Here is a 20,937-nt window from a genome sequence, read left to right as displayed (position 1 = left end):
CCCGCACGAGCAGCCCACTCTAGGCCGACTCGCCGTGCTTTCGGATAGACCCATGTTTCCAGACGATATCCAGACCCTGGCTCAACAGGCGGTCGCCGCTTCGATACGTCGCGGCGTGATGCTGGCCACGGTCGAAAGCTGCACCGGCGGGCTGGTCGCGGGCGCCCTCACCGCCATCGCTGGCTCCTCGGCCGCGCTCGACCGGGGCTTCGTCACCTACAGCAACCAGGCCAAGACCGATCTGGTCAGCGTCCCCGCAGCCATGATCGAGACCCATGGCGCGGTGTCCGAGCCCGTCGCCCGCGCCATGGCGACAGGCGCTCTGTCCCGTTCCGCCGCAGGTCTGGCCGTATCCATTACAGGCGTCGCCGGCCCCGGAGGCGGGTCGCCCGATAAGCCGGTCGGTCTGGTCCATTTCGCCGCCGCCGATGCGGACGGTGTGATCCATGTCGAGAAACGCTTCGGGGACCTGGGGCGCGAGGCGATCCGGCTGGACAGTGTCCGCACCGCCCTGAAACTGCTGCTGGCGCGGCTGGAGCCATGATCGTCGTCGATGCCAGGGGCCATCTGTGCCCTGTGCCGTCATTGCGACTGCGCAAGGCCATCGAGAGCGCAGGCCCCGGTGCGGTCCTGACCCTTCTGGCCACTGACCCCATGGCGCGAATCGACGTGCCTTTTCTGATGGCGGACCTGGGCGGGCGTGTCGTTTCTGTCGTCGATGAAGACGGAGTGCTGACGCTTAAGGTCGAGACCGCCGCCGCTCCGACAGACTGACCACCGAAGCCGATTCAGTCTCTGACGGCAGGTCCGGCGCACCGCGCGAACGGTCGGCGATCTCCATTTCCGTGGCGAAGGCGCCGCCATAGAAGATGGCGTTGACGTTCCACGACAGCCAGATCAGCAGCACCACCACCGCCCCGACCGAGCCATAGGTCGCACCCAGTGATGCGATCTGCTCGACATAGATGGCGCACAGCCACGACGAGATCATCGACATGACGGTGGCCACCGCCCCGCCCGCGATCGAGGCCGACCAGGCCACACGCGTCCTGTGGGACATGGCGTAGCGGTACAGAAGCGTCAGCCCCAGGGCCAGGCCCAGACCCGGCCACAGCCCGTCCAGCGGCAAGGACCAGCCCAGGCCGCCGCCTGCCGCCGCCGTATGTTCCAGCAGACGCGAAGTGACCACGGCGCCCGACACCACGGTGAACAGTGCAAAGGCGACCAGGGCGACGAAGACGGCCAGCATATTGAACTTCACGAACCCGTGCGGCTCGGTCTCGTCATGAATCAGGTTCAGCCCGGCCAGCAGGGCCTTGAACCCGCGATGGGCGGCATAGGCGCCGATGAACAACGCAAAGGCGCTTTGGGCCGAAACGGTGCGGGCGCCGACATTGGCCAGGCGTTCGATCTCCTGCTGGAATATGGTCCGTGCCGCGTGGGGCAGGACATCGGCCAGGGCCGCCGCCTGCTCGCTGACCTGGCTGATCGTCAGCACGGCCTTGTAGAAGCCGATCAGGATGGCGATGGCCGGGAACACGGCCAGCAGGGCGAAGAAGGACACCCCGCCCGTGTAGAGCATGACGTCGCGGCCCCAGCTGCGCGTGAAGGCGCGCACGCTCAAACGCCCCCAGAACAGAGGCGATAACTCGGCGCCTCCATTGCTGGATCGGCCGCTGTTCCGAAGTCGGTTGAACAAACAGCTCTCCACCCGTGTCCCGGCGCGGACACTACTGCAAATCGCCGCCGGGGGAAGTCACGGCGAAGGACGACTGGAACGACGATGTTTTTCGGCGCGATCCGGGCCCAAAGGACGTTGCGTCCGCCGCCGCCGCGTCGTTATGGTCCGCGCGGCCCTCGGGCGCGGTTGCGAACGGTCTTCGCTGATTCTGGAGACGACTGGTTTGGGTCCCGATCCTCGTGTTTTGGTCGTCGCGCAGACGGATGATCTGCTCGAACCCCTGTGCCAGGGCCTCGACGCCCTGGGCTGGCGCACGCTGACGGCGCGCACGCCTCAGGGCGCGGTCGCGGCCTTGAACGACGTGCCTCTGGACATCGCCGTGCTGGACACGGGCCACCCCGACTATCCCGGCATGATCGAAACCCTGCGCCAGGCCTCCGGCTCGCGGCGACTTTCGATCGTGGCCATCGGCCCCGCCGCCCATGTGGACACGCCGGGCGTCGATCTGGCCATGTCGCGTCCGCCCCATCCGGCCCAGGCCGTGCTGCGGATCGAACAACTGGTCAGAGCCGCCATCGCAGAGGAGGAATTCCTCCTGCGTCAGGTGACCTTCGCCGCCCACGGCGCGGAACTGACGACCGCCGAAACACCCGACACGCCCCTGAAGATTCTGGTCGCGGGCGGCGCGGACCAGAGGTTCATCGGCCTGTCCAACGCCATGACGGCCGCCGGCGCCGAGGTCGTCGCCGCGCCTACGCCCTACACGGCCTTCGACTATTTGCACGAGACGGCGTTCGACGCCGCCATCCTGTGGGGCGCGCCCGACCACGCCCCTGCCCTGTCCATCGCGGCGGGCATGAAGCGCAACACCCGCCTCTATCACATCCCCCTGGCCCTCTATCTGCGGACGCCAAGCGAGATAAACCTGTCCGAGCTCTACAATCGCGGTTTCGCCGACGTGGCGGCCGCCGATACGCCCGAGGGCGAGACGGCCGAGCGCGTTCTGGACCTCGCCCGTACCCACCGCCGTCAGCAGGCCATCCGCAAGGCGCTGGAGGGCGCACGCGCGTCGGGTCTGATGGATTCCTCGACCGGCCTGTTCACCCGCGACCTGTTCGCCGCCCATCTGGCGCGCCTGGCCGAGGGCGCCCGCACGCGTCGCCGCCCCCTGTCCGTCTGTGTGCTGCGGGTCTCCGACAGCGACAGCCTGGCTCACGCCCGCGTCGGCGGCTGGCTGGATCGCGCCATGCCCCAGATCGGCGCCATGGTCTCGCGCCTGGTCCGTGTCGAGGATACGGCGGCCCGCCTGGCGCCAGAGGTCTTCGCCCTTGCCCTGCCCGCCACGCCCGGCCCCGCGGCGCGCCTGGCGGCCGAGCGGATCGTCGCCGTGATCGGCTGCACCGCCTTCGATGCTGGCCCCGAGCGCTCGCCTTTCGTAGTCGATTTCGATCTCGGCACGGCGGAAGTCGGACCGGGCGAAAGCCCCGCCTCGGTGCTGGAGCGCGCCTCGGCCGACCTGTCGCGGCGCAAGGCCGAGGCCCCCGCCCCCGGCTGAGGTCGCCCGAAGGCGCCCCCTAAAGCTTCCGGTGCATGACGTGCAATCCGACCAGACCTGCGGTCGGGTGATCGAAGGCCTCGGGCACGGTCCCGATGATGTCGAAACCCAGCGACCGCCACAGAGTCACCGCCGTCACATTGACCTCGACCACGGCATTGAACTGCATGGCGCGGAACCCGGCCTGACGCGCATGCTCCAGAGCGGCCTGACCCAGCAGCCGACCCACGCCCCGTCCGCGCGCCGCCGGCCCGACCATGAAGCTGCCGTTCGCGACATGGGCGCCGGGGCCCATCTGGTTGGGCGTGATCTTGGCGCTGCCCAGCACTGTGTCGCCATCCATGGCCACCAGAACCCGGCCCGGCGCGGCCGCCATCCACAGCCGCCGCGCATCAGCCTCCGACAGGTCGCGAGGCCAGGTATAGGTCTCGCCCGCCCGCACCACGGCCTCGACGATCGGCCAGATCGCGGGCCAGTCTGCGTCGGTTGCGATGCGGACCTTCGCCTCGTCCACCTCAGGCGCCCGCCACACGCGCCAGATCGGCGGTGATCCGCTCGGCGACCTTCAGCCGGTCCTCCGGCGTCGGCCAGTCGCCCTTGACGACGATCTTCTGGTCCGGCCGGATCTTCCAGAAGGCATGGTTCTTCTGGATCAGCCCGACCAACCCCATCGGGTTGGGGAATGTATTGTCGCGCAGGGTCAGGACGCAGCCCTTGGGTCCGATGTCGATCCGCTCGACACAGGCCTTCTTGCAGTTGGCCTTGATGCCGACGATGCGCAGCAGTTGCTTGGCCTCGTCCGGCAAGGGTCCGAACCGATCGATCAATTCGGCGGCCAGGGCCTCGCGGCTCTCGGTGTTCTCGGCGTCGGACAGGCGGCGATACAGGCTCAGACGAACGTTCAGGTCCGGCACGTAATTCTCTGGAATCAATACGGCGGCGCCGACATTGATGGCCGGCGACCAGCCGCGATCCACCACGCCCTCGGCCCCTGCCTCGCGCAGTCCGGCGACTGCGTCCTCCAGCATCTGCTGGTACAGTTCGACCCCGACCTCGCGGATGTGGCCCGACTGTTCGTCGCCCAGCAGGTTGCCGCCGCCGCGCTGGTCCAGGTCGTGGCTGGCCAGCTGGAAACCGGCGCCCAGGTTGTCCAGCGACTGCAGCACCTGCAACCGCCGCTCGGCCGAAAGGGACAGCGGCTTTTTCGGATCGGTGGTCAGATAGGCGAAGGCGCGCGCCTTGGATCGCCCGATCCTGCCGCGGATCTGGTGCAACTGGGCCAGGCCGAACATGTCGGCGCGGTGCACGATCAGGGTGTTGGCGGTCGGGATATCGATGCCGCTCTCGACGATGGTGGTCGAGACCAGCAGGTCGTATTCGCCGTCGTAGAAGGCGCTCATCACGTCTTCCAACTGGGTCGGCGACATCTGGCCGTGGCCGACGGTGAACTTGATCTCCGGCACCTGCTCGCGCAGGAATTTCTCGACATCCGGCAGGTCGTTCAGGCGCGGACAGACATAGAAGGCCTGGCCCCCGCGATACTTCTCGCGCAGCAGGGCCTCGCGGATCAGCACCTGATCCCACGGCGTGACATAGGTCCGCACTGCCAGGCGATCGACCGGCGGGGTGGCGATGATCGACATCTCGCGAATGCCCGACAGCGCCATCTGAAGCGTGCGCGGAATGGGCGTGGCGGTCAGGGTCAGCAGGTGAACATCGGCACGCAGGGACTTCAGCTTCTCCTTATGCTTGACGCCGAAGTGCTGCTCCTCGTCGACGATCACCAGGCCCAGGTCCTTGAACCCGACCTGCTCGGCCAGCACCGCATGAGTGCCGACGACGATCTCGAACGTACCGTCTTTCAGGCCGGCGCGCGTCTCGGCGGCGTCCTTGGCCGTGACCATGCGCGACAGGTGGCGCACCTTGACCGGCCAGCCGGCGAACCGTTCCGAGAAGGTCTTGAAATGCTGGCGCGCCAGCAGCGTCGTCGGACAGACCACGGCCACCTGCTGGCCCGTCATGGCCACGACGAAGGCGGCCCGCAGCGCCACCTCTGTCTTGCCAAAGCCCACGTCGCCGCAGATCAGGCGGTCCATCGGCGTGCCCTTGCCCAGGTCCTCCAGCACGTCGCCGATGGCGTTCAGCTGGTCGTCGGTCTCGTCATAGGGGAAGCGGGCGCAGAACTCGTCGAACAGACCCGCAGGCGGGGTGATGGCGTCGGCGGTCTTCAGGCTGCGTTTGGCGGCCAGGGCGATCAGCCCCTCGGCCATTTCGCGCAGGCGGGCCTTGGCCTTGGCCTTGCGCCCCTGCCAGGCCGCGCCGCCCAGCCGGTCCAGCTGAACGTCGTCGGAATCCGTGCCGTATCGCGTCAGCAGGTCGATGTTCTCGACCGGCAGATAGAGCTTGCTCTCGCCGGCATAGAGAAGTTCGAGGCAGTCGTGCGGCGCCTCCTGGATCTCCAGGGTCTTCAGCCCCTCATAGCGACCGATGCCGTGATCCAGGTGGACGACCAGATCGCCGGTCGTCAGGGCCGAAGCCTCGGCCAGGAAGTTGGACGCGCGGCGCTTGCGCTTGGGCCGCGCCAGCCGGTCGCCCAGCATGTCGGTCTCGGATATGACCGCCAGACTATCGGTGGTGAAGCCATGCTCGACCGGCAGGATGGCGCGCAGGTAAAGGCCCTGAGGCGCCTTTTGCACGTCGTCCCAGTCGCGAACGGCGACGATATGCTCCAGGCCGTGATCGCCCATCATGACCGACAGCCGCTCGGACGAGCCCTCGGTCCACGAGGCGAACAGGACCCGCTTGCCCTCGCTTTTCAGCGTCTCGGCGTGCTGGGCCACGGCGGCGAACAGGTTGACGCTATCCTGCGCCCGCTCGGCGGCGAAGGTGCGGCCCAGGCGGCCCCCGGCGTCCTCGCCAGTGGTGTCGAACGGCGTCAGGCGGCGGACATTGCGTCCAGCCAGGGCCGAGTTCCAGTCGCTCTCGGGCAGATACAGCCGGTCCGGCGGCAGGGCGCGGTTCGACGCACCCGACTTGGTCTTGGAGGCCTCGTGCCGGGCGTCATAGGCGTCGGCCGCCAGGGCCCAGCGTTCGCCCCGAGCCGCCTCGACCTGATTGTCCAGAAACACCGGCGCGTCGTCGGGCAGATAGTCGAACAGGGTCTCCAGCCGCGGATAGAGCAGCGGCAGCCAGTGCTCCATCCCCTGACGCCGCGCGCCCTCGCTAACGGCGACATACAGCGGATCATCGCCGCCCGCGCCGAACAGGCCCAGATAGCCGGTGCGGAACCGCGAGATGGTCTCGGCGTCCAGCAGGGCCTCGGACACGGGCGACAGCGACACCGACTTGCGCTGACCGGTGGAGCGCTGCGTCGCGGGATCGAAGGTGCGGATCGATTCCAGCTCCGAGCCGAACATGTCCAGCCGCACCGGCTCTTCGAACCCGGGCGGAAACACGTCGATGACGCCGCCGCGCACGGCGTACTCGCCGCGCTCGTTGACGGTCGAGGCCCGCATATAGCCGTTGGTGCTGAAGTATTTCTCCAGCGCGGCCTGATCCAGATCGGCGCCGACCTTGGCGTCAAAGCCCGCCCCTTGCGTGACTTCGCGCGGCGGCGTCCGCTGCATGGCGGCGGCGATGGTGGTGACGACCAGCACCGGCTTGCGGTCGCTGTCCGGTCGCCCGGCCAGCCGCGTCAGGGCCGCCATCCGCTCGGCCGAGACCGAAGACGTTGGGCTCAGCCGGTCATAGGGCAGACAGTCCCAGGCCGGGAACTCGATGACCTCGACATCCTTGGCGAAGAAGCGGAAGGCCTGGGCGAAGTTTCCAGCGCGCTGATAGTCCCGCGCCACGAACAGGCCCAGCCCGCCTGACGTCTTCAGCCGGTCGGCGACGACCAGGGCGTCCAGACCCTCGGGCGCGCCGCCCAGCTCCTGGTCCGTACGAGCGACCCGCGCATCCATCAGCCGATGCCCTCGGCCACCGCATGGGCGACGTGGGCGCGCATGAAGTCGCGGATGCGGACCATCAGGGGCGTTTCGTATGCGTCGGGCGTCGGTTCCGTGCCGATGATCCAGGCATAGATCCTGTGGTCGTCGTCATGGCTCAGCAGATGCTCGAAATCGTCCAGATCCGTCTCGCCCAGCGTCGGCCCGACCTGTTCGACGAACGGCCCCAGCACCAGATCCAGCTCCCTGAACCCACGCCTCCACGCTCGGAAGGTGATCCGGCCCAGTCGCTCTTCAGTCGTCGCACGCGCGTTCGTATCGGCCACAAGAATCCTTGCCCGGTCAGTCATCTGGAATGTGGGGGATCAGATAGCGTTCCACTGTCCGATTTGCCAGCAAGGTCGTGTGCAGTGCTCCGACAGAAGCCGCCTAAATCCACCAATCGGCGGTGATCGTGTGGAAACCGGCATAGACAAACACAGCGGCAAAGCTTCATGTTCGACGAATGGTAAACACCGGTCCGTCAAGTTTTCGCGCGCTTTTCATGGCCGAGTTGGGGACGATACCTAAGATCGGCCTGCTCTATCTAGCGCTATGCGGCGCAGCCTTAGCCGCGTCTGATTTGCTCAGTTGGGCACATGGCCCCGCGCTTCGGACTGAAGACTATGTCGTCGGTCTTGTCCTGACGACGGGTTGGGCTGTCGCGATCTACAGCGTGTCGATGATGATGATGGGTGCGCGCACTTCCCCTCTCGGATTCGCCAAGTTTGTGGCGACGTCGATCGCGATGCTTATGCCCCTACTTGTTTCGATCGCACTGTTTGTCGTCGCCGTGAAGGCGAACAGCGGCGTCGGAATAGCCGTTAGTTGCGTCGTCTTCGTGGCTGCCCTTGGCGTCACTGCCCTTCTTCCCGGCTGGCCACTACTGCAAGCCACGACAGAAAAGTTTGTTGGGCCGCTTACGGCTTTTGCCTCTACGAAGGGCTATCGCTGGCCGCTGATTATGGGAGCGCTCGTGATAAGCGCGATCAATCGAGCTGCGACCAAGGTTTCTGACGCCGACGATTTTTCTACTGCCGCAGTCCTGGCGCTTGTCGATGGAACGGTTGCGGTCGCGAGTACGGCGGCAGGACTAAGCATCGCGGTCGTCGCGTGGAAGTTGATGCGTTTGAAGATCGAGTCCCATCCTCGGACCTCGGTGTAACCCTCGCCCACACCCCGCTATACCTTCCCCAATGCGCCCCCAGATTCTCTTTCCCGTGTTTGCGGAGGTCACCAGCCTGAAGGGGGTGGGGGCCAAGGTCGCGCCCTTGGTGCAGAAGCTGGCCGGGCCGCTGGTGCGCGATCTGGTCTTCCTGTCGCCGTCCGGCCTGATCACACGGCGCCGCACGACCGCCGCAGAGGCCGTCGAGGGCGAGGTGGGGGTGTTCGAGGTCGAGATCGACCGTCTGTTCGTGCCGTCCAAGATCGGCGCGCCGCTGAAGGTGCGGGCCTCGGATGCGACCGGCTTCGTCCACTTGATCTGGTTCGGCGGCAGCCCCCAGCACATCGACCGCCAGTTGCCGCGCGGCGAGCGGCGCCTCGTCTCGGGCAAGGTCGAACGCTACAATGGCGAGGTCCAGATCCTGCACCCAGACTGGATCGTGCCGCTGGACAAGGCCGACGAGATTCCCTCGGTCGAGGCGGTCTATCCCGCCACCGCCGGCCTGGGATCGCGGGTGGTGCGCAAGCTGGCCCTGGCCGCCCTGACCGCCGCGCCCGAACTGCCGGAATGGCAGGACCCGGCCTGGATGGCCGCACGGCGCTGGCCCGGCTGGCGCGCGGCGCTGGAGGCCTTGCACGCCCCGACCAGCGAGTTCGATCTCGGCCCCGAATCTCCCGTGCGCCAGCGCCTGGCCTATGACGAGCTGTTCGCCCATCAGCTGGCCCTGGCCCGTCGCCGCCGCGCGCGCCAGATCACGCCTGCGCCCGTCATCGCGCCGGGCCAGGCCTCGGCCACCCTGCTGTCCGCCCTGCCCTTCACCCTAACCAACGCCCAGGCCCAGGCCCTGGCCGAGATCCGCCGCGACCTGGCGTCGGGCGAACAGATGGGCCGCCTGCTGCAGGGCGACGTGGGATCGGGCAAGACCGCCGTCGCCGCCCTGGCCATGGCCGACGCGGCCTCCAGCGGTTTCCAGGCCGCCCTGATGGCGCCGACCGAGATCCTGGCCCGCCAGCATCATCAGCGCCTGGCCCCCATGCTGGAGAGCGCCGGCATAACCGCCGTCCTGCTGACCGGGCGCGACACCACGGTCGAACGGCGCACCCGGCTGGAGGCCTTGGCCACCGGCGCGGCCCAGGTCGCCATCGGCACCCACGCCCTGTTCCAGGACGCCGTCCGCTTCGACCGGCTGGCCCTGGCCGTCATCGACGAACAGCACCGCTTCGGCGTCAATGAGCGCCAACGGCTGCAGGCCAAGGGCGATCCGCGCATCGGCGGCGTCCACCTGCTGACCATGTCGGCGACCCCCATCCCCCGCACGCTGGAGCTGACCCAGTATGGCGAGCTTGAGGTCAGCCGGTTGATGGAGAAGCCGCCCGGTCGCACGCCCGTGGCCACCGCCGTCTTGCCGTTGACCCGTATCGGGGAGGTGGCGCAGCGGCTGAAGGCGGCCATCGAAGGCGGCGCCCAGGCCTATTGGATCTGTCCGCTGGTGGCCGAGAGCGAGGCGTCCGACCTCGCCGCCGCAGAGGCCCGCGCCGCCGATCTGCGTCGCATCCTGAAGATCGAGGTCGGTCTGGCACACGGCCAGATGCCGGGCGCCGAGCGCGAGGCCGTCATGGCCGACTTCGCCGACGGCCGCATCCCGCTCCTGGTCGCCACCACGGTGGTCGAGGTCGGGGTCGACGTGCCCAACGCCTCCATCATGGTCATCGAACACGCCGACCGTTTCGGTCTGGCCCAGCTGCATCAGCTGCGCGGACGGGTCGGACGCGGGGCCAAGGCCAGCGCCTGCATCCTGCTGTACGGCGGCGGCGATGACGGTTTGGGAGAGACGGCGAAGACCCGGCTGGAAACCCTGCGCCGCACCGAGGACGGGTTCGAGATCGCCGAGGAGGATTTCCGCCTGCGTGGCGGCGGCGATCCCCTGGGCCTGAAGCAGAGCGGCTTTCCCGCCTATCGCTTCGCCGACCCGGTGCGGCATCGCTCGCTGATGCTGGCGGCCTCGGACGACGCGCGGCTGGTTCTGGGCCGCGATCCCGACCTGACCTCGGAACGCGGCGAGGCGGTCAAGGTGCTTGAAGCCCTGTTCGACTGGCGCAACGACAGGGCCGGGTTGGACTAGACTGCGGGGCCGATGGCTCCCATCACATCCGTCGTTGTCGGGCTTGTCCCGAGGATGACGATGCATATTTGCGGACCGCTGGAGCGAGCTAAGGGCCGCCTCTAGCTAGGGCTGGGCGGCTTCCCACGCGGTCAAGCGCGCATGAACGTCTGCCTCAGTGTCTGCGTAGAACAGATTGTAAGGTCTCGACTTCCTGCGATCCGCCCAACTGCCTGAGTTCCGCAACGATTCCGACTCCGGCTCGGAATGACGCAGGGCGCCGTTCAGGCAGCGGGTGGCGACCAGCCGGTCCAGGAACGCCGGCCGCACCCCCCATTCCAGACCCGTCGCATTGGCAGCGCCCAGGTGCCGGCGCGCGGCGACCGGAGCCTCGTCCGAGCTGCCGGTGACCGGATTGACGCACAGGGCCGCCCGTCCATCCAGCTCGACCAGACGACCGCGACCGTCCCAGACCAGGGTGCGTCTCAGCCTCTGCGCCGCAGCGCCGTCGTCGCCCTCGCCCGCCTGCCACCAGCTCAGGACGCATCCCGTCTGCTCGCGATAGGTGCAGGCCGGCACCGCCGGGCTCAGCCGTTCGACGGCGATCACGGTATCGACCAGATAGACCGCGACCAGCCGCCGCCTCAAATCCGCGTCGGGCGCCACGACGTCGCGCACCAGCCGGTCCATCAGTTCGCCGCCCTGCTCCACACCCGCCAAGACGATGGGACCGGTCGGGTGCCGCGCCAGCCAGGCGTCGAAGGCGGCCTTGGCGTCGTCATAGGCGAAGACCCGCGCGTCGCGCGAATCCCGCCTCAGCGACAGGCGGGTATAGAGGCTGGCCTGACGATATCGCGGCACGCTGACGGATCCTGCGCGCGCGAACGGCCCGGCGTAGTTGGGAATGACCACGCGGCGCAGATAGGCGTCGGCCTTGGGATCGCCGATCGGCTCGTTCCAGTCCTTGCCGCCGTCATAGGTGGTCGAATGCAGGAAGAAGACCGCCGCCGGCCCCGCGCCCGAAACCCGCGCATCCTTCAGCGCCCAGGCCGAGGGCTGGGCGTAGTCGGGGGCGGCGGGCGGATCATAGGCGGGCCAGGGAATCTGCGGGTTCAGCGCCGCCCGCAGCAGATCGCCGCGCCACACCAGGACCGCCGCGAACAGCAAAAAGACCAGGGCGAACCCGGTCCAGCCGACCCATTGGCGAAAGGTCAGCCCCTTGGTCGACTTGGCCGTCACCGATACGGATCCGGCTGGGACAGATAGTCCTGCACGTAGCGGCGGACGCCCTCTTCCAGAGGCGTCGCCTGCCCCCCGAACCCGGCGGCGCGCACCCGATCCATGCGAGCCTCAGTGAAATACTGATAGCGGTCGCGGATCACCTCGGGCGTGTCGACATAGTCGATGGCGGGCGTCTTGCCGGCGGCGGCGAACACCGCGTGGGCCAGGTCGAGGAAGGACCGCGCCTGGCCCGATCCCGCGTTGAACACGCCGGAGACGTGCGGGGTCTCCAGCAGCCACAGGACGATATCGACCACGTCCTCGACATAGACGAAGTCGCGCATCTGGCCGCCGTCGGCATAGTCGGGCCGGTGCGAGCGGAACAGGCGCACGGTCTCGCCCGCCTGAACCGAGGGCCAGATCTGGGCCACCACCGACTTCATCGACCCCTTGTGACCCTCGTTGGGGCCATAGACGTTGAAGAACTTCAGCCCCGCCCACTGGCCCGGCGACTGGCCCCGATCCGACTGGCGCGCCGCATACTGGTCGAACAGCATTTTCGAATAGCCGTAGGCGTTCAGCGGCCTCAGCGAAGACAGGCCCTCAAGACTGTCGTCGTCCTCGAACCCCGCCTCGCCGTCGCCGTAAGTGGCCGCCGAAGACGCATAGATGAACCGCGCATCCCGCAGCGAGCACCAGTCCCACAGGTCGCGCGACAGGGTGAAGTTGGTCCTCAGGATCAGGTCGGCGTCCGGCTCGGTCGTCGCCGAGATCGCGCCCATGTGCACCACGGCCTCGACGGCCTCGGCGTGGCGCTCCAGTTGCTCGAACAGTTCCTCCGGCGACCAGAAGTCGGCGATGGGGTGTTTGGCCAGGTTCTTCCATTTGGCCAGGTCGGCGGTCTCCAGCCGGTCGCAGACGACCACGTCGTAACGATCCTGGGCCGTTAGCCGGGCCACGATGTTGGAGCCGATGAAGCCCGCGCCGCCGGTGACGACGATAATCCTGCGGCTCATGCCGCGCCCTCGGCCTTGGCGGTCATCTTCTCGATGGTCTTGGTGGTGGAAAAGCCGTCCTTGAACTCGGCCAGCCGCACCTCGCCGCCCCAGCTCTCGACCAGATCGCCGCCGACCACGCCCTCGCGCGTATAGTCCGCCCCCTTGATCAGCACGTCCGGCCGCAGCCGCTCGATCAGGGCGATGGGCGTGGGGTCGTCGAATGCCGTGACGCGGTCCACGCTGGCCAGGCCGCCGATGACCACGGCGCGGCTGTCCAGATCATTGACCGGCCTGCCCTCGCCCTTCAGCCGCCGGACCGAGGAGTCGGTGTTCAGCGCCACGACCAGCCGGTCGCACCACGACCGCGCCTGGGCCAGATAGGCGACATGGCCCGAATGCAGGATGTCGAAGCAGCCGTTGGTGAAGCCGACCTTCAGCCCCTGTCTGCGCCACGCCTCGACCTGTCCAGCCAGTTCGTCCAGCGGCGCGACCTTGGCATGTGCCAGGGAGGCATGCTGGCTCATCTCGGCCTCGATCAGTTCACCCGGGCTGACGACGGCGGTGCCGCTTTTTCCGACCACGACGCCGGATGCCAGGATGGCCAGCTCGACCGCCTGCTCCAGTGATGCTCCCGACGCCAGGGCCAGGCCCAGGGCGGCCAGACCGGTGTCGCCAGCGCCCGACACGTCGAACACCTCGCGCGCCCGGCCGGGGAAATGCCTGACCGTGCCGCCGCGCTGGACCAGGGACATGCCCTTGCCGGCCCGCGTGACCACGATTGCCTTGGCCGTAGTCGCTGCCAGCAGGGCCGCCAGTGCAGCCTCGATCTCGGCGTCAGTCTCGACCGGCAGTCCGGTGGCGGCGGCCAGTTCAGAGGCATTCGGCTTGATCAGATCGACCGCGCCATAACGGGCGAAGTCGCGCCCCTTGGGGTCCACGATCACCGGCGCGCCCGAGGCCTGCGCCGCCCACAGGGCCGAGCGGATCAGCCGTTCGGTGACCACCCCCTTGGCATAGTCGGACAGCAGGATGGCCGAGGCGTCGGCGAACACGTCGTCGCGGCTGAACACACCGACGGCGATGTCTTCCTCGTCCAGACGCAGCAACTGTTGGCCGCCCGAGACGAAGCGTGTCTTGACGATGGTCGCGGCGCCGGCGGGGCGGTCGATGAAGTCCTCAATACGGTCCTCGGCGCGAACCACGTTCGCCAGTTCCGCGCCCGCCGCATCCTCGCCCGCGACGGCGCCCAGTCGGGCGATCCCGCCCAGGGCCGCGACATTGCGCGCCACATTGCCGACGCCACCGGGCATCGACACCGTGCGCTTCTGCTTCAGCACGGGGATCGGCGCCTCGGGCGACACGCGCGTCACGTCGCCGTAGACGTAGCGGTCGAGCATCAGGTCGCCGACGCAGGCGATCTTCAGCCCCGCCACGCGGTCGAGCAGGGTTTGCAGGGAGCCTAGGTCGAGGGTCGTGTCAGCCATGTCCCCGACCTATCGGATTCAGGCCCGCTTCGCCATCCGGGCCTTGGTCAGGTCGTCATAGGCCAGCAGTTCGGCGCACAGGTCTTCGAACTGGTTCAGCGGCACCATGTTGGGGCCGTCCGAGGGGGCGTTGTCGGGGTCCTGGTGGGTTTCCATGAAGACGGCGTCGACGCCGACCGCAATGGCGGCGCGGGCCAGAACCGGCACGAACTCCCGCTGGCCGCCCGAGGACGTGCCCTGCCCGCCCGGCTGTTGCACCGAATGGGTGGCGTCGAACACGACCGGGCAGCCGATCTCGCGCATGATCGGCAGGGCGCGCATGTCAGAGACCAGGGTGTTGTAGCCGAAGCTGGCGCCCCGCTCGCAGGCCATGACGTTGGGGTTGCCGGCGCCGGCGACCTTGGCGATGACGTTCTTCATGTCCCAGGGCGCCAGGAACTGGCCCTTCTTGACGTTGATCGCCTTGCCCGTGGCGGCGGCGGCCAGCAGCAGGTCGGTCTGGCGGCTGAGGAAGGCGGGGATCTGCAGCACGTCCACGGCCTGGGCGGCGATTCGGCAATGTTCCTCGGTATGGACATCGGTCAGCACCGGCAGGCCCGTGACCTCGCGAATTTCGGCGAAGATGGGCAGCGAGCCCTCCAGGCCGAAGCCGCGCGCGGCGCCCGCACTGGTGCGGTTGGCCTTGTCGAAACTGGTCTTGTAGATGATGCCCAGGTTCAGCCGCTCGCCGATCTCCTTCAGCGCATGGGCCATTTCCAGCGCGTGCTGGCGGCTTTCCAACTGGCAGGGACCGGCGATGACGGCGATTCGCGCGCCGCCGCCGATGACCACAGGGGTCTTGATACCGTTGCCGGACAGGGTGATGACGGCGTTAGGAGCACTCACGGGCGAAACCTTCTCGGCCACGGGGGCCTAAGCTTTTGGGATGTGCAGCCTTGCCGCACCTATGGGGCGCTCAGGTGGCGCTCCGGCGAGTTCGATTCAAGATATCACGGAGTTTGCCCGCGTGACCACCAAGGCCGAAGCCGACGCTGCGCCCGTCATCCTGTGGTTTCGCCGCGACCTGCGGCTGGCGGACAATCCCGCCCTCAATCACGCCGTCGCTACGGGGCGGCCGGTGATCCCGGTCTATATTCTGGACGGGGCGGGCGACGGCCGAGCGCGGGGCGAGGCCTCCCTGTGGTGGCTGGACAAATCCCTGCGCGCCCTGTCTGCCGCCTTGTCCGAGCGCGGCGCGCCTCTGGTGCTGCGCCGGGGTGATTCGGAAGGACAGATTCGCCGACTGATCTCGGAGACGGGCGCCGACACCGTCTTCATGAACCGGCTGTTCGAACCCTACGCCTGGGCGCGGGACCGCGACATCGCCCACGCCCTGACCGACGACGGCGTCGAATGCCGGGGCTTCAACGGTTCGCTGATGAGCCCGCCGGGATCGGTCCTGACCGGCGCTGGCGGGCCGTACAAGGTCTTCACCCCGTTCAAGAACGCCCTGCTGGCCCGCGCAGAACCGCCGCCGCACACGACGGGGCCGCGCAGCATCGCGACCGTCTCTGGCCTGGACAGCGACGACATCGACGCCTGGGGTCTGCATCCCCGCCGCCCCGACTGGTTGGGCGGCTTCGACTGGACGCCCGGCGAGGCCGCCGCCGTCGAGGCGCTGCACGCCTTCACCGGCGGGCCGCTGAAGACCTATTCGGTCGGGCGGGATCACCCGGCCGAGGTCGGCGGCAGTCGCCTGTCGGCCCATCTGCACTGGGGCGAACTCCATCCCTGGCGGGTTATCCAGGCCGTGCGCAAGGCCGCCGACGAGGGCCGCGCGCCGCCGGCCGAGGCCGACAAATTCATCGCCGAGATCGCCTGGCGCGAGTTCTCGGCCCATCTGCTGCACGCCTTCCCCCAGATCACCGACCGCGCCTTTCGCCCCGAATACGACGCCTTCCCCTGGCTGGACGACAACGCGGGGTTCACGGCTTGGACTCGCGGCCTGACCGGCTATCCCATCGTCGATGCCGGGATGCGGCAGCTGTGGGCCACCGGATGGATGCACAACCGCGTGCGGATGATCGTCGCCTCCTTCCTGGTGAAGGACCTGCTGATCGACTGGCGACGCGGAGAGGCCTGGTTCTGGGATACGCTGGTCGATGCGGACCTCGCCAACAATGTGCAGAACTGGCAGTGGGTCGCCGGGTCGGGCGCCGACGCCTCGCCCTTCTTCCGCATCTTCAACCCGACTGCCCAGGGCGAGCGATTCGACCGTTCCGGCGACTATGTCCGGCGCTGGGTTCCAGAGCTCAAGGCCCTGCCGCCCAAATGGATTCACGCCCCTTGGGCGGCGCCATCCGAGGTGCTGCGCGACGCACGGGTCCGCCTTGGACATGACTATCCCCGCCCCATCGTCGATCACGCCCAGGCCCGCGACCGCGCCCTGGCGGCGTTGAAGGCCATCGCCAACAGCAAATATGACGACTGATCCGCTTCCGGCTGGCGGGCGACCGGCCTAGGTTCGATCCATGCCCGACACATCCCCGCTGATCTCGACCGCCGATCTCGCCGCCCGGCTGGGCGACCCCAGCCTGAAGATCATCGACGCCAGCTGGCATCTGGACGGTCGCGACGCCCGCGCCGACTTCGAGACGGCGCGCATTCCCGGCGCGGTCTTCTTCGACCTGGACGCCGTGTCCGATCCCGACACCGACCTGCCGCACATGCTTCCGTCGCCCGAGGCCTTCGCCCGCTCGATGAGCGCCCTTGGCCTGTCCGATACCGATGCGCTGGTGGTCTATGACACCGCGGGCCTGTTCTCCGCCCCGCGCGCCTGGTGGATGCTGCGCCACATGGGCGCGAGCGATGTGCGGGTCTTGGACGGCGGCCTGCCGCGCTGGCGTCAGGAAGGGCGAACGCTGGACGCCGGTCCCGCCCCCTCGCCCCTCGCCGCCCGGTTCCAGGCGCGCGTGCGCCCGAACGATGTTGCTGACCTGCCGACGGTCCTGGCCGCCTTGACCGGGGATATCCAGATCGTGGACGCCCGCCCCGCCGCCCGCTTCCACGGCCAGACGCCCGAGCCTCGCCCCGGACTGCGCAGCGGTCATATGCCGGGCGCGCTCAACCTGCCGTTCAAGGCGCTGCTGAACGATCAGGGCGGGATGAAGCGTGGCGCCGATCTGGCCCGCGTCTTCGCCGAGGCCGGCGTAACTCCCGATGGGCCGGTCATCACCAGCTGCGGCTCGGGCGTGACCGCCGCCGTCCTGACCCTGGGCCTGGCCGAGCTGGGCCGTGACAGCCAGCTCTACGACGGCTCCTGGGCCGAGTGGGGCGGTCGGGCCGAGACACCCGTCGTCACGGATTAGCGAGCGGGCGAGCCAATCTCGGCCAAGGCGACCGGCAGGGCCTGAGCGGGCGTCATGCCCAGCCGCCGCGCCTGCGCTGACAGCCAGTCGACGTGAACCATCCTGACCTCCACCGGAATCCGCTCCAGCCCCAGACCGATCGCCGCCGCCAGCCGGTGACGCCCCGATGTGTGCCGCACCAGTTCCCCGTCAGGTCCGACCGCGACGCCGATGTCCCTCTCAATCAAATCTCGCCAGATGGTGCGCGTCGAACGATGCGCCCGCCCCGTGTGCTGTTTGGACCGCATGCGGCGGCGCGGCACGATGCCGAAGCGCTCGATGCTCTCCACAAGATCAAGATAGTAGCTGAAATAGCCATCCAGCTTGGCGACGGTGTCCAGCCGGATACCGCTGCGCGCCATCGGTCGCCCCTGCTCGATCTGCTTCACCAGCCACCGATAGCGGCTCGTTTTGCGGAACTCGGCGCGCGTCCGACAGATGTCGAGGATTTCACCGTGTACCGGCGTCTCCTCCAGAGGAAACAGCACCTGGTCCCAGCGACCCCCATCGAGGAAATGGGCGTCCGTTCGTCGCGTGGCGCGCCCGTCGAACAGCTGATCGCTCAGCCGGTGCGTTAGGCGCTGCGGGTCGATCTCCAGATTCAGGCTCTCGCCGAAATGCAACGCGCAGACATGAGGCGACATGGCCGCGCCGCCCTCGGCCGACAGCCGCGTCACCGCCTCTTCGAATCGCGCGGCGAACCCCAGTCGCGCTCCGACCAGGTGCCGAACGGGCGCGAGCTCGTCCAACCGTGCGATCAGGCTGAGCGGAGGCAAACCCTGCCCGTCAGGCGCGGGATCATAGGTCGTGCGCCCGGCAGAGGCCGGATAATCTTGGGCCATCTCAGCGTACATCGCGTTGGGGCTAGACCGCGGCCGTCTTCAGGCTTCTCCGGCCTGCGCCGGGAAGAGTCCCTGATGCATCAGGCTCGACCGGATCGTCGCTCTCGCCCCGGGACACCACGGTGGCCAGGACCAGATCGCCGGTGACGTTCAGCGTCGTGCGGCACATGTCCAGGAAGCGGTCGACGCCCAGGATCAGGCCGATGCCCTCGGCCGGCACCCCGACCATGACCAGGATCATGGCGACCACAGGCAGGGAGCCCGCAGGCACCCCCGCCGTGCCGACCCCGCCCAGGATGCAGACCAGCATGACGATGATCTGCTGGGTGATGCTCAGCTCGATCTGGAAGAACTGCGCCAGGAACAGCACCGTCACTCCCTCGAACAGCGCCGTGCCGTTCTGGTTGGCGGTCGCGCCGACGGTCAGGACGAAGCGGGCGATCTTGCGCGGCAGGCCCAGCTGTTCCTGCGCCGCCTTCAGCGACACCGGCAGGGCGGCGTTGGACGAGGCGGTCGAGAAGGCCACCACCATCGGCTCGCGCACGCCGCGGAAGAAGGCCAGCGGCGACATGCCGGCGCCGAACCAGACCACCAGCGGATAGACCACGAACATGTGGATCAGCATCGCGCCGACCGCGACCCCGACATAGGCCGCCAGCCGCAGCAGCAGGTCCCAGCCGAACAGGGCGGCCAGGTTGAACATCAGGCAGGCGATCGCATAGGGGGCCAGTTTGATGACCAGGTTGATCAGCTTCATCGTCACTTCGAGGATGCCCTCGATGACGTTCTGCAGCCGGTCGGTATTGGGCGACTTGGCCATGACCAGGCCGATGCCGAAGAACAGGGCGAAGATCATCACCGGCAGGATCTGATTGTCCGCCGCCGCCGTGAAGACGTTCGAGGGGATCAGGTCGAGGAAGAACTGGCCGAACTGCACGCTCTCCGGCGCCGAGTTGACGATGGCCGAGGCGCCTTCGCGGCCCTGGTTCAGCAGGGCCTGGGCCAGAACCGGATCGACCCCGTCGCCGGGCCGGAACAGGTTGACCATCCCCAGGCCTATGACGACGGCGATGCCCGATACGACGATGGTCAGCAGCAGGGTCTTGATCCCCGCCCGGCCCAACGACTGCAGGTCGCCCATCTCGGCCACGCCCACGACCAGGGCCGAAAACAGCAGCGGGATGACCAGCATGAACAGCAGACGCAGGAAGATCTGGCCCGCCGGTCCGGTGATGTTCGACGTCACCCAGACAACCCAGGCCGTCTCCGGCCCGATCAACATATTGACCGCCAGCCCTCCGGCCAGCCCCACCACAAAGCCGATCAGCATCAGCCAGTGCAGCGGCAGCCCGCGCGTCTTCGTCGTTTCCATACAGTCCCCGGTCTGGTGTCAGCGGATCGGCAGGCCGTAGATCAGCCCTGCCGGTCGAGCGTTCCATTGTGCATTCAACCCGCGCGTCAGGTCGAGCGCAGATTGCGCACCCAGATTGCGGTCGAAGATCTCGCCGTAGTTTCCGACCTCCGCGATCGCGTCGCGCGCCCAGGTCTTGGACAGGCCCAGCCGAGGTCCGAACTCGCCCTCGACGCCCAGCAGGCGACGGATGCGCGGATCGGCAGCGTCGGCTTCCTGGGCCTTCACATTGGCGCGGGTCACGCCCAGTTCCTCGGCCAGAACGACGGCGTTCAGCGTCCAGCGGACCAGGGCGGTCCAGCCTTCATCCCCCCGACGCACGACCGGTCCCAGCGGTTCCTTGGACACCACATCGGCCAGGATGGCGTGCTGCTGCGGGCTTCCCAGGGTGGTTCGCGCCGCGGCCAGGGCAGAGATGTCGGCGCTGAAGGCGTCGCAATCCTCGCGCGCATAGGCGTTGCGGGCAGCCTCTTCGGTCGGCAGGACGACGGGGGTGTATTCAATGCCCCGCGCCCGGAAATAGTCGGCGGCGTTGAGGGCGCTGGTCGATCCCTGCGCGACGCATACCCGCGCGCCGTTCAATTCGGCGGCGCTGTTGAGGGCCAGGGACCGGCGCACCATGAAGCCCTGACCGTCGTAATAGTTGACGCCTGCAAAGGTGAACCGGCCGCCTGTGTCCCGCTCCATCGTCCACGAACTGTTGCGCCACAGCACGTCGACCCGGCCCGAGGCCAGGGCGTCATAACGATTGTCGGCGGTCAGGGGCACGAATCGCACCCGGTTCGCCTCGCCGAAGATGGCGGCAGCCATGACCTTGCAGAAGTCGACGTCGAAGCCGCGCCACTCACCCCGGTTGTCCGTATAGGCGAACCCAACCAGCCCTTCGTGCACCCCGCAGTTCAGATAGCCGCGCCGCTTCACCGCAATCAGCGTCGGGCTCTCGACCGGCTCATCTGGGGCCGTCGCGACGGCGCTGACGGGCGCCTCGACCTCGGCGCGATCCTCATCGCCGCCCGATCCGCATCCGGCCAGAACCAGCGCCAGAGCCAGCACCGGTGCGACGCCCGACAGCCCTATCCGCGCGGAGAATCCTCTGAACATTCTGGT

Annotated in this window: 18 protein-coding genes; 7 read left to right on the top strand and 11 right to left on the bottom strand. The window is 68.1% G+C overall.

Going from position 1 to position 20,937, the window contains the following annotated elements; genetic code table 11:
- Positions 1–52: 52 nt before the first annotated feature.
- Positions 53–544, top strand: coding sequence for a CinA family protein (locus tag ACO05L_RS07795; protein ID WP_421731585.1), 492 nt, complete (start codon positions 53–55; stop codon positions 542–544).
- Entirely contained in the window at positions 541–774 is a 234-nt protein-coding gene (locus tag ACO05L_RS07790; protein ID WP_421731584.1) for a sulfurtransferase TusA family protein, read from the top strand. Before ACO05L_RS07795 ends, ACO05L_RS07790 begins: the two co-directional genes overlap by 4 nt.
- On the opposite strand, the gene ACO05L_RS07785 is transcribed toward ACO05L_RS07790, so the two are convergent.
- Complete coding sequence (locus tag ACO05L_RS07785) at positions 740–1,582, bottom strand: YihY/virulence factor BrkB family protein (protein WP_421731655.1); 843 nt, start codon at positions 1,580–1,582, stop codon at positions 740–742. The two genes, ACO05L_RS07790 and ACO05L_RS07785, sit on opposite strands and share 35 nt — an antisense overlap.
- 322 nt (positions 1,583–1,904) lie before the next feature.
- Between ACO05L_RS07785 and ACO05L_RS07780 the strand changes: the two genes are divergently transcribed.
- Positions 1,905–3,236, top strand: coding sequence for a diguanylate cyclase domain-containing protein (locus ACO05L_RS07780; RefSeq protein ID WP_421731583.1), 1,332 nt, complete (start codon positions 1,905–1,907; stop codon positions 3,234–3,236).
- A 19-nt stretch (positions 3,237–3,255) separates the two neighbouring features.
- Here ACO05L_RS07780 and ACO05L_RS07775 read toward each other — a convergent pair whose 3' ends face one another.
- From ACO05L_RS07775 to ACO05L_RS07765, 3 genes are read right to left on the bottom strand one after another with little or no spacing between them, the layout of a single operon-like run.
- Positions 3,256–3,750 (bottom strand): GNAT family N-acetyltransferase, encoded by a 495-nt coding sequence (locus ACO05L_RS07775; RefSeq protein ID WP_421731582.1) that lies wholly within the window; start codon positions 3,748–3,750, stop codon positions 3,256–3,258.
- A 1-nt stretch (position 3,751) separates the two neighbouring features.
- Complete coding sequence (gene mfd / locus ACO05L_RS07770) at positions 3,752–7,198, bottom strand: transcription-repair coupling factor (protein WP_421731581.1); 3,447 nt, start codon at positions 7,196–7,198, stop codon at positions 3,752–3,754.
- Positions 7,198–7,509 carry a succinate dehydrogenase assembly factor 2 gene (locus ACO05L_RS07765; RefSeq protein ID WP_421731580.1) on the bottom strand — a complete coding sequence of 104 codons (312 nt, stop codon included), beginning with the start codon at positions 7,507–7,509 and terminating at the stop codon, positions 7,198–7,200. The genes mfd and ACO05L_RS07765 overlap by 1 nt, the downstream gene beginning before the upstream one ends.
- A 218-nt stretch (positions 7,510–7,727) precedes the next feature.
- On the opposite strand from ACO05L_RS07765, the gene ACO05L_RS07760 reads away from it, so the two are divergent.
- On the top strand, positions 7,728–8,387 hold the full coding sequence (locus tag ACO05L_RS07760) for a hypothetical protein (RefSeq protein ID WP_421731579.1): 660 nt from the start codon (positions 7,728–7,730) through the stop codon (positions 8,385–8,387).
- Positions 8,388–8,418: 31 nt separating this feature from the next.
- On the top strand, positions 8,419–10,509 hold the full coding sequence (recG, locus tag ACO05L_RS07755; protein WP_421731578.1) for an ATP-dependent DNA helicase RecG: 2,091 nt from the start codon (positions 8,419–8,421) through the stop codon (positions 10,507–10,509).
- 105 nt (positions 10,510–10,614) lie between these two features.
- On the opposite strand, the gene ACO05L_RS07750 is transcribed toward recG, so the two are convergent.
- From ACO05L_RS07750 to kdsA, 4 genes are read right to left on the bottom strand one after another with little or no spacing between them, the layout of a single operon-like run.
- Positions 10,615–11,727, bottom strand: a complete 1,113-nt coding sequence (locus tag ACO05L_RS07750) for a DUF3089 domain-containing protein (protein ID WP_421731577.1) — start codon at positions 11,725–11,727, stop codon at positions 10,615–10,617.
- Entirely contained in the window at positions 11,724–12,725 is a 1,002-nt protein-coding gene (gene rfaD, locus ACO05L_RS07745; protein WP_421731576.1) for an ADP-glyceromanno-heptose 6-epimerase, read from the bottom strand. The genes ACO05L_RS07750 and rfaD overlap by 4 nt, the downstream gene beginning before the upstream one ends.
- The gene (rfaE2, locus tag ACO05L_RS07740) at positions 12,722–14,191 is read right to left on the bottom strand and encodes a D-glycero-beta-D-manno-heptose 1-phosphate adenylyltransferase (RefSeq protein ID WP_421731575.1); all 1,470 of its coding nucleotides are present in this window, start codon (positions 14,189–14,191) and stop codon (positions 12,722–12,724) included. Before rfaE2 ends, rfaD begins: the two co-directional genes overlap by 4 nt.
- A gap of 18 nt (positions 14,192–14,209) precedes the next feature.
- Positions 14,210–15,076, bottom strand: coding sequence for a 3-deoxy-8-phosphooctulonate synthase (gene kdsA, locus ACO05L_RS07735; RefSeq protein ID WP_421731574.1), 867 nt, complete (start codon positions 15,074–15,076; stop codon positions 14,210–14,212).
- 121 nt (positions 15,077–15,197) lie between these two features.
- Between kdsA and ACO05L_RS07730 the strand changes: the two genes are divergently transcribed.
- Both ACO05L_RS07730 and sseA read left to right on the top strand, forming a co-directional pair.
- Positions 15,198–16,661, top strand: coding sequence for a cryptochrome/photolyase family protein (locus ACO05L_RS07730; RefSeq protein WP_421731573.1), 1,464 nt, complete (start codon positions 15,198–15,200; stop codon positions 16,659–16,661).
- 40 nt (positions 16,662–16,701) lie between these two features.
- A complete protein-coding gene (gene sseA / locus ACO05L_RS07725; RefSeq protein WP_421731572.1) occupies positions 16,702–17,538 on the top strand; it encodes a 3-mercaptopyruvate sulfurtransferase in 837 nt (278 codons plus the stop codon).
- On the opposite strand, the gene ACO05L_RS07720 is transcribed toward sseA, so the two are convergent.
- The 3 genes from ACO05L_RS07720 to ACO05L_RS07710 are packed head-to-tail and all read right to left on the bottom strand — an operon-like array spanning position 17,535 to position 20,931.
- Positions 17,535–18,419 (bottom strand): hypothetical protein, encoded by an 885-nt coding sequence (locus tag ACO05L_RS07720; protein WP_421731571.1) that lies wholly within the window; start codon positions 18,417–18,419, stop codon positions 17,535–17,537. The two genes, sseA and ACO05L_RS07720, sit on opposite strands and share 4 nt — an antisense overlap.
- A 22-nt stretch (positions 18,420–18,441) precedes the next feature.
- Positions 18,442–19,791, bottom strand: coding sequence for a dicarboxylate/amino acid:cation symporter (locus tag ACO05L_RS07715; RefSeq protein WP_421731570.1), 1,350 nt, complete (start codon positions 19,789–19,791; stop codon positions 18,442–18,444).
- Between the two features lie 18 nt (positions 19,792–19,809).
- Positions 19,810–20,931 carry an amino acid ABC transporter substrate-binding protein gene (locus tag ACO05L_RS07710; RefSeq protein WP_421731569.1) on the bottom strand — a complete coding sequence of 374 codons (1,122 nt, stop codon included), beginning with the start codon at positions 20,929–20,931 and terminating at the stop codon, positions 19,810–19,812.
- Between the last annotated feature and the right edge of the window lie 6 nt (positions 20,932–20,937).

This window comes from Brevundimonas sp., assembly GCF_965227765.1.
Lineage (GTDB): Bacteria > Pseudomonadota > Alphaproteobacteria > Caulobacterales > Caulobacteraceae > Brevundimonas.
This window is presented reverse-complemented; position numbering and strand designations above follow the sequence as displayed.

Coding starts and splice junctions, on each gene's coding strand:
- ACO05L_RS07795 (WP_421731585.1), top strand. CDS start 53: ATGTTTCCAGACGATATCCAGACCCTGGCTCAACAGGCGGTCGCCGCT.
- ACO05L_RS07790 (WP_421731584.1), top strand. CDS start 541: ATGATCGTCGTCGATGCCAGGGGCCATCTGTGCCCTGTGCCGTCATTG.
- ACO05L_RS07785 (WP_421731655.1), bottom strand. CDS start 1,582: ATGCTCTACACGGGCGGGGTGTCCTTCTTCGCCCTGCTGGCCGTGTTC.
- mfd (WP_421731581.1), bottom strand. CDS start 7,198: ATGGATGCGCGGGTCGCTCGTACGGACCAGGAGCTGGGCGGCGCGCCC.
- ACO05L_RS07760 (WP_421731579.1), top strand. CDS start 7,728: ATGGCCGAGTTGGGGACGATACCTAAGATCGGCCTGCTCTATCTAGCG.
- recG (WP_421731578.1), top strand. CDS start 8,419: ATGCGCCCCCAGATTCTCTTTCCCGTGTTTGCGGAGGTCACCAGCCTG.
- rfaD (WP_421731576.1), bottom strand. CDS start 12,725: ATGAGCCGCAGGATTATCGTCGTCACCGGCGGCGCGGGCTTCATCGGC.
- rfaE2 (WP_421731575.1), bottom strand. CDS start 14,191: ATGGCTGACACGACCCTCGACCTAGGCTCCCTGCAAACCCTGCTCGAC.
- sseA (WP_421731572.1), top strand. CDS start 16,702: ATGCCCGACACATCCCCGCTGATCTCGACCGCCGATCTCGCCGCCCGG.
- ACO05L_RS07720 (WP_421731571.1), bottom strand. CDS start 18,419: ATGGCCCAAGATTATCCGGCCTCTGCCGGGCGCACGACCTATGATCCC.
- ACO05L_RS07715 (WP_421731570.1), bottom strand. CDS start 19,791: ATGGAAACGACGAAGACGCGCGGGCTGCCGCTGCACTGGCTGATGCTG.
- ACO05L_RS07710 (WP_421731569.1), bottom strand. CDS start 20,931: ATGTTCAGAGGATTCTCCGCGCGGATAGGGCTGTCGGGCGTCGCACCG.